Genomic DNA, 13325 nt, shown 5'->3' with positions numbered 1-13325 from the left:
GCAGCCCCATACAGCCTACTCAATCTGCCTGAAACACCGCGTTGCTGGTGTTCAGGGCTGCTTCGCAACCCAGCGGGGATAAATCCCCTCGCCACAGGGTTTGCTCAATCGAGCATCAACACCTTCGCCAGAATGATCTTCGGTCCTTTCATCTTCTTGATGATGATCCGCAGACCTTCTACTTCCAGCACTTCTTCCTCTTCCGGCACCCGCTTGAGGGTCTCGTAGACCAGCCCGGCCAGGGTCTCGGCTTCGATATGGTCCAGGTCGATCCCCAGCAGGCGCTCGACCTTGAACAGTGGCGTGTCGCCGCGTACCAGCAACTTGCCCGGCTGGTAGGCCAGGATGCCGCGCTCGGTCTTGCGGTGTTCGTCCTGGATATCACCCACCAGCACTTCCAGCACGTCTTCCATAGTCAGGTAGCCGATGATGTTGCCGTCGGCTTCCTCGACCAGGGCGAAGTGCGAGCCGCCCTTGCGGAATTGCTCCAACAGTTGCGACAACGGCATGTGTCGCGACACGCGCTCCAGGGGGCGGGTCAGTTCGGCCAGGTTGAACGACTCGGGAATGTGGTCCAGGGCCGCCAGTTCCAGCAGCAGGTCCTTGATGTGCAGCAGGCCGACGAACTCCTGGCGCTCGCTGTCATACACCGGATAACGGCTGAACTTGTGACGACGGAACAGCGCCAGGATTTCCTTGAGCGGCGCGTTGAATTCCAGCGTCACCAGGTCTTCCCGGGAGTTGGCCCAGTCCACAACTTCCAGCTCGCCCATCTCCACGGCCGACGCCAGGACGCGCATGCCCTGGTCGCTCGGGTCCTGGCCACGGCTGGAGTGCAGGATCAGCTTCAGTTCTTCACGGCTGTAATGGTGCTCGTGATGGGGGCCGGGTTCGCCCTGGCCAGCGATGCGCAGGATGGCGTTGGCGCTGGCATTGAGCAGGTAGATCGCCGGGTACATGGCCCAGTAGAACAGGTACAGCGGCACGGCGGTCCACAGCGACAGCAGCTCGGGTTTGCGGATCGCCCAGGATTTGGGCGCCAGCTCACCGACGACGATGTGCAGGTACGAAATGATGAAGAACGCGGTGAAGAACGAAATGCCCTTGATCAGCTCTGGCGACTGAACGCCGACCAGGTCCAGCAACGGTTCGAGGATATGGGCGAACGCCGGCTCGCCAACCCAGCCCAGGCCCAGGGAGGCGAGGGTGATACCCAGCTGGCAAGCAGACAGGTAGGCATCGAGCTGACTGTGGACGGTGCGCAGGATGTGCCCGCGCCAGCCATTCTGGTCGGCAATGGCTTCGACTCGGGTCGAGCGCAGCTTGACCATGGCGAATTCGGCCGCAACGAAAAAACCGTTGAGCAGAACCAGGATCAGAGCAAAAAGAATCATGCCGAATTCGGCGAAGAGTGTAACGAGGGACAAGCCAGGGGAAGGGTCCATGATGGAGTTTTGCAGGTTCCGTAATAGCTGTAGAAGTTGGGAATGAGGGCCTGAAAAAGCAGGCACAAGTCAGCCAATGTAGCGGCTGACTCGGCGATTGCCTAGGGGGGTGTGCCGGCCGGTATCAATCGGCAGGGCTGGCAAGGCGCGCGCGGACCATCTGGGCCGGGGCGAAATGGCAGGTAAACGTGCTGCCGTGGCCAGGTACGCTACTGATTTCCATGCGCCCGCGATGGCGCAGCAGTACGTGTTTGACGATTGCCAGGCCCAACCCGGTGCCTCCCGTGTTGGAGTTGCGACTGGAGTCAACGCGGTAGAAGCGCTCGGTCAGGCGTGGCAAGTGCTTGCTGTCGATGCCGATACCCGAATCCTGCACACTCAGATGAGCCCCTTGCACATCGCCCCACCAGCGGATGTGGATCCGGCCTTGCTCCGGCGTGTATTTGACCGCGTTGAACACCAGGTTGGAAAACGCGCTGCGCAGTTCCGCCTCGCTGCCCTTGAGTTGCACCGCAGGGTCGACTTCCAGGGTGATGGTCTGCTGCTTGGGACCGGACAGCTCCTGGGCATCCTCGCTGATGATCTGCAGCAGGTCGTCGACGGGCACTGGCTGGTTGTCCGACGGGTAGTCAGTGGCTTCCAGCTTTGCCAGCAACAGCAAGTCGTTGAGCAGGGTCTGCATGCGCCCGCCCTGTTGCTGCATCTGCTGCAAGGCCCGAATCCAGCGGGGGTTCACCTCGTCGACGTTGTCGAGCAGGGTTTCCAGGTAACCGCAGATCACCGTCAACGGTGTGCGCAGTTCGTGGGACACGTTGGCGATGAAATCCTTGCGCATCTGTTCCAACTGATGGATGCGCGTGACGTCGCGCACCAGCATCAAGTGCTCGTTGTTGCCATAGCGAGTGATGTACAACTGGATGCGCAACCGGTCGTTGGTGGGCGAGGGAATCTCCAGCGGCTCGGCATAGTTGTCCTGCTCGAAATATTCCTTGAAACGCGGATGACGCACCAGGTTGGTCACCGGTTGACCACTGTCCTGGGGCGTCTTGAGGCCCAGCATGGTCTCGGCGGCGCGGTTCCACCATTCCAGGTTGCCGTCGCTGTCGAGCATGACCACCGCGTCTTTCAGCGCGGCGGTGGACTCCTGGACCCGGTCGATCACCGCTTGCAGGCGGCCGCGCACGCGCTGGTCGCGCCGTTGCAGGTGATAGATGCTGTCGAACACCTCGCCCCACAGGCCGTAGCCGTCGGGTGGTGCTTCGTCGGGTTTGTGCAGGCGCAGCCATTCATGCAGGCGCAGCAACTGCTTGAGGGTCCAGGCCAGGTAAAGCCCCAGGCCCGCGGCGAGGCTCCAGCCGTAATAGCCACTGATCAGGCCGATCAGCAAACAGCCGGTCACCAGCAACAACATGTGGCGAATCAGGGTGCCATGCCAGTTTTGATTCAATTGAGCGCGCGTCCTTGTCAGCTTGTCGGGCGGTCAGAGCTCGGGTCAGGCCTTGGTAGAAAAACGATAACCGGTGCCACGTACGGTTTGTACCAGATTCTCGTAGGCGTCACCGAGGGCTTTGCGCAGGCGACGGATGTGCACATCCACGGTGCGCTCCTCGACATAGACGTTACCGCCCCAGACCTGGTCCAGCAATTGCCCGCGGGTGTAGGCGCGCTCCTGGTGGGTCATGAAGAATTGCAGCAGGCGATATTCGGTCGGGCCCATCTCGGCGGGTTTGCCGTCGATGGTCACGCGGTGGCTGATGGGGTCCAGCAGCAGGCCGCCGACTTCAATTGGCGCTTCGCCATCGGTTGGCCCGGCGCGGCGCAACACGGCTTTCAAGCGCGCCACCAGCTCCCGTGGGGAAAACGGCTTGGTGATGTAGTCGTCGGCGCCGACCTCCAGGCCCTGGATCTTGTTGTCCTCTTCACCTTTGGCGGTGAGCATGATGATCGGGATGTCCCCGGTCAGCTCATCGCGCTTGAGGCGCCGCGCCAGCTCGATGCCGGACGTGCCGGGCAGCATCCAATCCAGCAGGATCAGGTCGGGCTTGCGGTCGACGATGATGGCGTGGGCCTGTTGGGAGTTCTCTGCTTCCATGCAGTCATAGCCGGCCATCTCCAACGCAACGGCAATCATCTCGCGGATGGGCGCCTCGTCGTCGACGATCAGAATGCTCCTGCCAACCATGGGGTAATCCTCTTGTCATTTAACTGTCTTGCGCCGCATTAGATAACGGAATTATTGCAGTCGTGTGACAGTTATTTCGGCATCCGACGGCAAGGAGGATTCTGGACTACGCTTTTCAGTCCGAATCCTGACAACCACCAAAGAAGGTTTCCATGACTTATTTCACGCAATCCCTTAAAGCGTTGGCAGTAACGGCTGCCCTGGCGTTGCCGGCGTTGGCCTTCGCGGCTGAGCCGGCAATGGAGAAGGATGGCATGCTGACGGATCACAAGGGCATGACGCTGTACACGTTTGCCAAGGATGCAGGGGCCAAGTCGATGTGCAATGGCCAATGCGCAACCAACTGGCCGCCGCTCATGGCGACGGACACCGACAAGTCCATGGGCGAATGGACCGTGATCAAGCGAGACGATGGCTCGATGCAGTGGGCCTACGACGGCAAGCCGTTGTACACCTTCATCAAGGACCAGGCGCCCGGGGACAAGACCGGTGATGGCCTGATGGATGGCGCCTGGAAGGCTGCGAAGGCCAACTGAAGGACCAACCGCTTGGGCTGGTGAAAAAAACAATTGTGGTGATGGGATTTAGCGCAACGCATAATCCAGCACAATCCCCACGAAAATCGCCAGCCCGGCCCAGTGGTTGTGCAGGAATGCCTCGAAGCAGCGCATCCGGTCCCGGCCGCGGGTGTACCAGAACTCCCAGGCAAAACATCCGGCGGCGACCACCAGCCCCAGGTGGAACCAGCCGCCCAGCTTGAACTGCGCACCGGCCAGCAGCAGGCAGCCCAGGGCCAGGCCCTGTAGCGTCAGATTGATCACCCGGTCGGCATCGCCAAACAGAATCGCCGTGGATTTCACGCCGATCCGCAAATCATCGTCCCGGTCGGTCATCGCGTAGTAGGTGTCGTAGGCCACTGTCCACAGCAGGTTGGCGATGTACAGCAGCCACGCGGCCGCCGGCAAATGGCCGGTTTCGGCGGTGAACGCCATCGGCATACCCCAGGAGAACGCCGCGCCCAGCACCACCTGCGGGTAGTAGGTATAGCGTTTCATGAACGGGTAGGTGAGGGCCAGCGCCAGCCCGCCAAAGGACAGCAAAATCGTCGGCGTGTTGGTGCACAGCACCAGCAGGAAACTCACGGCCATCAGCACGGCGAAGAACACCAGGGCTTCTTTCGAACTGATCTTGCCACTGGCCAGCGGTCGCTGTGCGGTGCGCTTGACGTGGCCGTCCACCTTGCGGTCGGCCCAATCGTTGATCACGCAGCCACCGGCGCGGGTCAGCGTCACGCCCAGGACGAAAATCACGATGTTGGCCAACGACGGCGAACCGTCACCGGCAATCCACAGTGCCCACAGGGTCGGCCACAGCAGCAGATAGATGCCGATGGGCTTGTCCATGCGGGTCAACTGCACGAAGTCCCACGCCCGCGGGTTCAGGCGATTCAAGGATTTGAGCAGTTGCAGGTACATCAGCAAATCTCCGAATAGGCGCGGGCGACGCTCCACAGGCGCGGCAGGAAGATTTCCGCGACCAGCACACTCAACGCCTCTCGATCGAAGCGCGAGCGCCGGCCCCACAATTCAGCGGCGCGCACCTCGCGCGGCAACCACGGCTCGGGGTAATGACATACCTCGATGGCCCCGCGCTGGAAAGCCTGGTCGCAGAACAGCAGCTCACCCAGGGACCGGCTGCCCAGTTCGTCCATCTGCAACCCGTCGCCCTGCAATGCACTGCGGGCCGCCACACTGCGGGCGAACACCCAAGGCTCGCCGTGGCCGCGCAAATACACCTCGCGTACCCAACCCTCGCTGCCTGGGGCCAGATCCAGTGCGGCACATTCATCCTCGCGCAACGACTGCCAGCCCTCGAACAACGGCGTCACGCTGAAATGCTCGTCCGACAGGCGCGTGAGGCGCCGGGTCAGGGATCCTTCGTCAAACAGCCAGTCGAGTACACAGGCATCGGGGCGAGGCGACAGCAGGTGCCGGGGCCGCCATTGAAGTGTAGGAAATATCGAATTTGTATGCGGCACAGGTGTCTTGATTGGCAGCAAATGAGGCCGCGAGCTTACCATGTAGATCGGTGACTTTGCCGGTCGTGGGCCACCGCCGCGTCGATCACGCTTGCATCCTTGACCATCGATCAGTACAAAACGCCCTGAGCCGCAAGGGCAATCTCCCATCGACCCGAGTATGCCGGCCAACGCCTGACACCTGAGGAAGTATTTGAATGAAGACATGGCAATGTATCGTCTGCGGCTTTATCTATGACGAAGCCAAAGGTTTACCGGAAGAGGGCATTCCCGCCGGTACCCGCTGGGAAGATGTCCCTGAAGACTGGCTGTGCCCGGACTGCGGCGTTGGCAAAATGGATTTTGAAATGTATGCAATGGCAGAGGACTGATCATTTCCCGCCGTTTCTACCATTACATGGAGAGCAACATGAGCGCACCTGTCGTCATCGTCGGTACCGGCCTGGCCGGTTACAACCTGGCCCGGGAGTTTCGCAAGCTGGATAGCGAGACCCCGCTGCTGCTGATTACGGCGGACGACGGTCGTTCCTACTCCAAGCCGATGCTTTCCACCGGCTTTGGCAAGAACAAGGATGCCGACGGCCTGAGCATGGCCGAACCGGGCGCCATGGCTGAGCAACTGAAGGCCGAAGTGCGCACCCACACCCGTATCAGCGGCATCGATCCGGGCCACAAGCGTTTGTGGATCGGTGAGGAGGAGGCACTGAACTACCGCGACCTGGTCCTGGCCTGGGGTGCCGAAACCGTGCGTGTGCCGGTGCAAGGTGACGCGGCGGACCTGATCTTTCCCATCAATGACCTGGAAGACTACGCACGCTTTCGCGTCGCGGCCGCCGGCAAGCGCCGGGTGCTGTTGCTAGGCGCTGGCCTGATCGGCTGTGAGTTCGCCAACGACCTGATTCTCGGCGGCTACGAAGTGCAACTGGTGGCGCCCTGCGAGCAGGTCATGCCGACGCTGCTGCACCCTGCTGCCGCCGCTGCGGTGCAGGCTGGACTGGAAAGCCTGGGTGCACGCTTCCACCTGGGCCCGGTACTCAACCGCTTGCAACGGGTGGCCGATGGGTTGGAGGCGCACTTGTCCGACGGTCAGGTAATCGCCTGCGACCTGGTGGTCTCGGCCATCGGTCTGCGTCCGCGGATCGACCTGGCCGCTGCCGCCGGCCTGATGGTCAATCGGGGTGTCGTGGTCGACCGCCACCTGCAGACATCCCACGCCAACATCTACGCCCTGGGCGACTGCGCCGAGGTCGATGGCTTGAACCTGCTGTACGTGATGCCGCTGATGAGCTGCGCCCGCGCCCTGGCTCAGACCTTGGCCGGCAATCCGACCGCCGTTGGTTATGGCCCGATGCCGATTACCGTGAAAACACCGGTATGCCCATTGGTGGTCTCACCGCCACCACGGGGCCGCGAAGGTGCCTGGAGCGTCGAAGGGCAGGGCTCCGATATCAAGGCGCTGTGCCGCGACGCCGAAGGCAACTTGTTGGGCTATGCCCTGACAGGCGCGGCGGTGATGGAGAAACTGGCCCTGAACAAGGAACTTCCGCCCCTGCTGGCGTAAATACCGGGGGGTCTGTCGCAAAAGCCATGCTTTTGATGCCACAAAGGTCGCCCTGACACTGGCGTCGGGTCCGGCCCCGTGCCATCCTCACTCCCGTCTGCCGCAGAGTAGAGCCTGCGGTGCCTTAGAGGCTGTTCCCCAAGAGAGCAGTCCAGACATAACAACAAAAAAACCGTCAAAGGGGCTTCATTCATGCGTAAACCAGAACTCGCTGCCGCCATCGCGGAAAAAGCGGACCTCACCAAAGAACAAGCCAACCGCGTCCTCAACGCCGTCCTGGAAGAAATCACCGGCGCCCTGCATCGCAAGGACAGCGTCACCCTGGTTGGCTTCGGCACCTTCCTGCAACGCCACCGCGGCGCCCGCACCGGCAAGAACCCACAAACCGGTGAGCCGGTGAAAATCAAGGCCAGCAACACTGTTGCATTCAAGCCGGGCAAGATGTTGAAGGACAGCGTTAACCCATAATTGCTGTGGGCCCCTCGGGCAGAGGGGATGAAAGTGGCAACGAAAAAGGGCATGACGAGGGAGTCGGATGCCCTTTTTTATGGCTTTTTTTAAGTGGTCCAATGCCCGTCAAGCTGTTATCGCGAGCAGGCTCGCTTGTGGATTGGGGTCGTTCGCAGATCCCCCTGTGGGAGCGAGCCCGCTCGCGATAGCGGTCTACCGACCCACCACCGGGTAATGCCTGATGCGGCACGCATAGTTATTGCCATCGCCCTTGCAAACGCCATCCAGGTACCGGTAGTCGACACGCACCGACTGCCCTTTCCCCGGCCATTGCTTGCGGGGCAGTGTGGCTTGGTAGTCGGGCGTTTCCGGCGTGAACGTGAGGCTCGTGCCTTCTTCCGGACATTCGGTCGCGGGCAACTTGCGACTGACTTTCAAGACCTGGGCCTGTAGTTGCGGATACGGTTGTTTCAACACCTCGACGATGCGCAGATCCATACGGCAGATTTGCCACGATGTCGCGTGTACGGGCGCGCACATGATCGGGAGGATCAAAGCCAACAAGGCGCGGCACATTGCCTGATTGTTCATGGTTGCGCAGCTCGGGATGGGAAGGCAGGAAGGAAGCTTACCCTGGCGCCGAGCTCAGTTCGAATGGAAAGCGCCATTCCTGATGGGAATGTAGCGCATGAAATTAATGAATTTTTATTATCGCAACCGGTGGCGTAGCTTGATTGAAGGACATGGAGAACCGCCTTGAAATCATCCTCACACTCAACTGCAAAATTCGACGCCGCCCGAGCCAATGAATACGGTCGACAAAGCCGTATCGCGCTGGCCGGGTATGACGCCTGCCAAGACTTGGCCGCCTGCATGCTGGCGGCAAGCCTCGATCAGACACGCTCGGCGAACATACTGGTCGTGGGCGCTGGCGGCACGGCTCAGGAGATCATTGCAATGGCAGCGTTGGAGCCAGGTTGGCGCTTCACTGCCGTCGACCCTTCTGAGCCGATGCTGGAGGCCGCCAAGCAACAGTTGGAGGCGAACGGCTTGCTTGAAAGAACACACCTGCATCTTGGTCAGGTCGAGGACCTGGCAGCGGGCGAGTCTTACGATGCCGCCACCCTGATCGGTGTGTTCCATCACCTCGAAGGCGATGAGGCCAAGCGGCAGATCTTTCGGTCCATTCGGGCCCATTTGAAACCGGGCGCTCCGCTGATCGTCGCGGGGAACCAATACGCTTATGCCAGCCAACCGTTGCTGCTGGCAGCCTGGGGACAACGCTGGCGGCAGCACGGCGCAAGTCCGGATGAAGTGAAGGTCAAGCTCGGTAAGATCCTTGAAGGTGCCGACCCTCCGCATTCCGAGGCAGCCGTCATGACGCTGTTGCATGAGTCTGGGTTCGGCGATGCCACCCGCTTCTTCAGCAGCCTTTTCTGGAGCGCCTGGTTGACGTGCAAGACGGCTTGAAGATCCAGGAAACGGGTGACCAGGGAGGCTGCGGGAGGGAGAAATGAGACGGGTGTCATGGCCCCGTGAACGGCCCCTCCCCATGCCTTGATTGTTACCATCTATTGCTTGAAGATCTGCCGCTGACTCCGCCACCTCCTTGCCTGGAAACAACCCGAATCATGCCGCTCTATCGCCTCCAAGAAGCCGACCTCGACATTCCCGACAGTTGGCAGGACCAGAGCATCAACATCTTCAAATTACCTGCCGTTGGAACGGCCAGGGAAGCCAGTTTCGTCATCAGCCGCGACCCGAGCCGGGGCGATACGCCGTTCAGCGACTACGTTGCCGCGCAACTGGCAAGCGCCGAGCAGCAGTTGCCCGGATTCAACCTGATCAAGCGCTGGGATTTCGCGCTCCATGGCCATGGGGCGGTGTTGCTCGATTACAGCTGGCAACGCGAAGGGCGGGAGCTGATGCTGCGCCAGGTGTTCATCGACCGCCAGCCCGTGGGGTTGATCACGACCCTGACCACCACCCCGAACGATCTCATGCACCACGAGCCGGCGTGGAAGATGGCCATGCACTCACTCAAGCTGCGTCCACAGACTGCCTGATCACCCTGCGCGAAGACGATAGAACCAATGGATATGCTGGCGGCTGCGCGCCTTGGCGATGAAATTGCCCACGGTTTTGGTGTCGCCGCGATGGTGGCGGGAGCCGTTGCCGGTGCATTGATCGGTGCGGCGGTGGTCGCGGCCACCGTGGCGACCGGCGGCGTGGCGTTGGCGATCATGGCCGGTTCGATTGCGGCGGGCGGCCTGTCGATGTTCCAGATCATCAAGGGCCTGAACACCATCTTCAACCTGCCCGAGCCGACCACGGGGGTGTTGGTCATGGGCAGCCTCAACGTCCAGATCAATAACCGCAACGCGATGCGTGCGGGCGCAGACGTGTCGTCTTCGTGTTCGGGCTTGCCGATGAATCACCCGATCTGGCCATTCCCGGTACTGATCGCCGAAGGCAGTGCAACGGTTTTCATCAACGGCAAGCCGGCGGCGCGGTTGCAGAGCAAGATGGTCTGCGGCGCACATATCAAGAGCGGCAGTCCCAATACGTTCATTGGCGGGCCAACGGTTGCGGTCGCATTTGTCCTCGACATCGAAGGGTGGTTGCACACCGGGCTGGAAGCCCTGGGCATGGTCGCCATGGGGGCCGCCGCGGTACTGGCGGCGATGGCCGGTGCCGCGGCCTTCGCCGGGTTTGTGGTGATCGGTGGCGCGATGATGGGAGGCATGGTCCTGTTGGGTCAGTTGGGCGACCGTCTCGGCCCCGGTTATCGCGATTTGCTCCAGGGCATCGCCGGCATGGCGTTGTTGGGCCTGGGGCCGAAAATGGCGCGCATCGGCGCGGCCCCGACACCCCGCGCGGCGGCCTACAAGGCGGGGGTGACCGAAGCCGATATCCTGGCGATTCCCAAGGGCAGCCGACCGCCGCCGCGGGATTATCTGGAAGGCCCGTATGTCGACAAGCATCTCAAGACCTTCGAGGAGGAGGGCGGCAGTTTCCTGTTCACCTCGGACGATATCGCCAACCCCAAATATGGTTCGTTCAACCCGAACAAGTTCGTCATGGCAAAATCCGACCTGAACGCCGTAGTCGCCGAGTACAAGAAAACCGGCGACGTTTCGGTACTGGAGTCGGCCCTGGGTTACGATCCGGGTTCGCTGGTGGGCAAGGACATCTACATGATGAACCTGGACAACCCCAAGGTACTGATGCCCACCGGTAACGAGGGCGGGGTGAACTCGCTGTGGCGACCGGGCGGCTTGACCCACCCCGGCGGCATGCGCGAAGCGGTGCTGGACAACGTGCCCATCGCCCACGGCAACGACATCAACACGTTGATGACCACCCGAGACGTAGTGAGAATCCAATGAGTAATCCACAAGACAACGTGCTGTTGCTGGCGTTGGCCAATAACGATCTGGACAAGTTCCTGGTGGGCGAGCCGTTCTACTTTCTCGAAGCCAAGAACGAAAACGACGAGCCGCAGAATGTGGTGGCCGCGTTCGACCAGCTGATCATGCCGTACTGGCACCAGACCCACGACGCCAGTTTCCCCATGCGCTTCGTCTCGGCGCTGCTGACCCTGCTGGCGACGTACCCGGACCGCACGCGGGCGATCTACATCGCTCACGACTGGGTCTGGTACTACCGCTTCTGCCAGGACAAACAGCGCAAGCAGCCGCAAGGCCCTTATGGCGATCTGTTTGACGTTGACATGGGCAGTGTCGCCGTCGCCCTCAAGCGTCTGCTGGAACGACACAAGGCCGAACTGGTGGCCGATACCCGCTGGGCGGGCGCTACGTGGAACAGCCCGGACGGCATGTGGACACCGTTGATGCGTTCGGCGGTGACGGTGCGTGACCAACTGGGCGGTCCGGATTTCGTGCCGGCCAACATCTGACAGGGTGGTGCAGAAACCTGTGGGAGCAAAGCTTGCTCGCGATAGCGGCAGGCCGGTCAACATTATGGGTGACTGACTTACTGCTATCGCGAGCAAGCTTTGCTCCCACGGGACTCACTGACTGGTACTTCAAGGAAGGCAGGCGTGATGCAATCTCGTTTTGATCCGCGGGTGCATATCGACTGGAAAACACCGGGTGGCGAACTCCTTGGGTTGCTCCAGCATTACTACCCCGATATCGACGTGTTCGTCGGCCAGCCATTCGAGGCGCTGCTGGATGAACTCTCCAACGAAATGCCCGAGATCTGCTTCCAGGCGCTGGCGAACGCCTTGGCCGAACGCGGCTATGACCTGTGGAACCTGGACGCCGGCGGCGATGATTACCGCCCGGTCGTGGTCCCGACCGAGCAGCGCGAGGCATTTGCCAGGCACTGGCAAGGCCAGGAGGACTTCACAGCAAGCTTGATCGAGCCGGAAAAGGCTAGCGTCGCTGAGCGGAAAACCGCGCGCAAACCGGCCAGGCGCAGCAAGGTGAACTGGCTGCAGGAAGTACACGACTATCCCGGCCCCACCTACGTCCATGACGGCAACTACCACAACGGTTGGGCCGCTATTACCGAGCAGGACGATGAGCAGTGGCTGTGCTTCCTGATTGACTACAACCCGTGGCCGCCCGCCGAGCAGGACATGCTCGAACACCGCACCGATGGGCTCGACGGCGCCGATCTGCAGCTCATCGACGCCAATGCCCAGCGCAGCCTGTGGCGTCGTCGGGTCAAGCGCGGCGACTACAGTTCGGACGACCGCTATAAGTACGAAGTTCGCCAAGGCGACGACATCCAGGCTTTTGGCCCTGCCGAGGTAGAGTGGCCAGGATTTGAACAACCCAGCGTCGTGGTGGATGCCGAGGTATTCGAGCGCCAGCGCCTTTACGAGCCGGTGCCGATGACACGCATCTGGCGGATCACGGCGCAGGCCAGCGAAGTCATTTTCGAGCACCCGGATGATCTGACGATATTGCCCTTCGGCCACCGTCGTCTGCTGTTCATGCAACACAACGGCCCACAGTGCTGGATCTGGAACCAGTACCCGCCGCACCAGGCCATCGCCGCCAAGCCGATGCCAGCGGTGGACGGCTACCACCTCAGGGCCTCGACCGCCTACCTGGGGGGTGATGAGATCCTGTTGTTCAGCGAAGACAAGCGCAAGAACCTCGAAGACCCGCGCTACCACGAGACCGTGCTGCTGGCGTGGCGCTTCAACGTGGTCTCGGGCGCCGCAACGAAGGCGCTGCTGGATGGCTTTGGCAGTGAGGTGCGCCAGGACACCCGCCTGCTCGTCACAGAGCCAAAGAATCTCATTACACTGCGCACGTTCCACGGGCATGTTCATGTCAGCCGAGGACACGGTGACTGGTGGGTCTGGAACTACGCCACCCACACGTTCGGCTCGTACACCCTGGCCTGGTTCTGGAATCAGCTCGACAACCAGGTGCTCAAACTGTCCAGCCAGGATATCCGGCGTATCAAGCCGCAGGTGCGTTACCTGCCGGCACAGGACCGCTACCTGGCGTTCGAAGCGGACTTCGTTGCCAGGTTGCCGGTGTTCAGCGAAATGCTCGAGGCCAAGGGCGGCGAGGTGCTGAGTTTCGACTGATGCGGTACGCAAGGCACAGGGACTGCGCTCTTATTCGCTGCGGTTGGGTGCACAGCACTTCACGGTGCATTGCT

Annotated in this window: 15 protein-coding genes; 9 read left to right on the top strand and 6 right to left on the bottom strand. The window is 61.3% G+C overall.

All coding sequences use genetic code 11. From position 1 onward, the window contains the following. Window positions 1-104: 104 nt before the first annotated feature. From QZH45_RS00520 to phoB, 3 genes are all read right to left on the bottom strand, one after another. Complete coding sequence (locus tag QZH45_RS00520; protein ID WP_024777872.1) at window positions 105-1445, bottom strand: hemolysin family protein; 1341 nt, start codon at window positions 1443-1445, stop codon at window positions 105-107. Between the two features lie 124 nt (window positions 1446-1569). Next, window positions 1570-2892 carry a phosphate regulon sensor histidine kinase PhoR gene (gene phoR, locus QZH45_RS00515; protein ID WP_053192053.1) on the bottom strand — a complete coding sequence of 441 codons (1323 nt, stop codon included), beginning with the start codon at window positions 2890-2892 and terminating at the stop codon, window positions 1570-1572. 45 nt (window positions 2893-2937) lie between these two features. Beyond that, window positions 2938-3627, bottom strand: a complete 690-nt coding sequence (gene phoB / locus QZH45_RS00510) for a phosphate regulon transcriptional regulator PhoB (RefSeq protein WP_003177195.1) — start codon at window positions 3625-3627, stop codon at window positions 2938-2940. A 152-nt stretch (window positions 3628-3779) separates the two neighbouring features. Between phoB and QZH45_RS00505 the strand changes: the two genes are divergently transcribed. After that, a complete protein-coding gene (locus QZH45_RS00505; RefSeq protein ID WP_024777874.1) occupies window positions 3780-4163 on the top strand; it encodes a COG4315 family predicted lipoprotein in 384 nt (127 codons plus the stop codon). A gap of 48 nt (window positions 4164-4211) precedes the next feature. Here the strand turns inward: QZH45_RS00505 and ubiA are convergent, their stop codons facing one another. Both ubiA and QZH45_RS00495 read right to left on the bottom strand, forming a co-directional pair. Next, window positions 4212-5102 carry a 4-hydroxybenzoate octaprenyltransferase gene (gene ubiA / locus QZH45_RS00500; protein ID WP_024777875.1) on the bottom strand — a complete coding sequence of 297 codons (891 nt, stop codon included), beginning with the start codon at window positions 5100-5102 and terminating at the stop codon, window positions 4212-4214. Continuing rightward, window positions 5102-5665 (bottom strand): chorismate--pyruvate lyase family protein, encoded by a 564-nt coding sequence (locus tag QZH45_RS00495; protein WP_024777876.1) that lies wholly within the window; start codon window positions 5663-5665, stop codon window positions 5102-5104. The genes ubiA and QZH45_RS00495 overlap by 1 nt, the downstream gene beginning before the upstream one ends. A 197-nt stretch (window positions 5666-5862) precedes the next feature. On the opposite strand from QZH45_RS00495, the gene QZH45_RS00490 reads away from it, so the two are divergent. From QZH45_RS00490 to QZH45_RS00480, 3 genes are all read left to right on the top strand, one after another. Continuing rightward, window positions 5863-6036 carry a rubredoxin gene (locus QZH45_RS00490; RefSeq protein ID WP_024777877.1) on the top strand — a complete coding sequence of 58 codons (174 nt, stop codon included), beginning with the start codon at window positions 5863-5865 and terminating at the stop codon, window positions 6034-6036. A 38-nt stretch (window positions 6037-6074) separates the two neighbouring features. Continuing rightward, window positions 6075-7226: an NAD(P)/FAD-dependent oxidoreductase gene (locus QZH45_RS00485; RefSeq protein ID WP_053192055.1), complete on the top strand. Its 1152-nt coding sequence runs from the start codon at window positions 6075-6077 to the stop codon at window positions 7224-7226. Between the two features lie 192 nt (window positions 7227-7418). Then, entirely contained in the window at window positions 7419-7694 is a 276-nt protein-coding gene (locus QZH45_RS00480; RefSeq protein ID WP_024777879.1) for an HU family DNA-binding protein, read from the top strand. A 195-nt stretch (window positions 7695-7889) separates the two neighbouring features. On the opposite strand, the gene QZH45_RS00475 is transcribed toward QZH45_RS00480, so the two are convergent. Next, window positions 7890-8174, bottom strand: coding sequence for a hypothetical protein (locus QZH45_RS00475; protein ID WP_313934135.1), 285 nt, complete (start codon window positions 8172-8174; stop codon window positions 7890-7892). A 258-nt stretch (window positions 8175-8432) separates the two neighbouring features. Between QZH45_RS00475 and QZH45_RS00470 the strand changes: the two genes are divergently transcribed. From QZH45_RS00470 to QZH45_RS00450, 5 genes are all read left to right on the top strand, one after another. Beyond that, a complete protein-coding gene (locus tag QZH45_RS00470) occupies window positions 8433-9146 on the top strand; it encodes a class I SAM-dependent methyltransferase (protein WP_024777881.1) in 714 nt (237 codons plus the stop codon). Window positions 9147-9307: 161 nt separating this feature from the next. Beyond that, window positions 9308-9742, top strand: a complete 435-nt coding sequence (locus QZH45_RS00465) for a DcrB-related protein (RefSeq protein WP_024777882.1) — start codon at window positions 9308-9310, stop codon at window positions 9740-9742. Between the two features lie 27 nt (window positions 9743-9769). Beyond that, the gene (locus QZH45_RS00460) at window positions 9770-11065 is read left to right on the top strand and encodes a PAAR domain-containing protein (protein WP_053192060.1); all 1296 of its coding nucleotides are present in this window, start codon (window positions 9770-9772) and stop codon (window positions 11063-11065) included. Further along, window positions 11062-11595, top strand: a complete 534-nt coding sequence (locus tag QZH45_RS00455; RefSeq protein WP_053192062.1) for a hypothetical protein — start codon at window positions 11062-11064, stop codon at window positions 11593-11595. Before QZH45_RS00460 ends, QZH45_RS00455 begins: the two co-directional genes overlap by 4 nt. Window positions 11596-11742: 147 nt before the next feature. Next, window positions 11743-13251 (top strand): DUF6630 family protein, encoded by a 1509-nt coding sequence (locus tag QZH45_RS00450; RefSeq protein ID WP_055135752.1) that lies wholly within the window; start codon window positions 11743-11745, stop codon window positions 13249-13251. Window positions 13252-13325 lie beyond the last annotated feature (74 nt).

Source organism: Pseudomonas corrugata (assembly GCF_050920615.1).
Classification (GTDB): Bacteria; Pseudomonadota; Gammaproteobacteria; order Pseudomonadales; family Pseudomonadaceae; genus Aquipseudomonas; species Aquipseudomonas corrugata.
The sequence above is the reverse complement of the archived record's forward strand: the minus strand, read 5'-3'. Positions and strand labels throughout refer to the sequence as shown.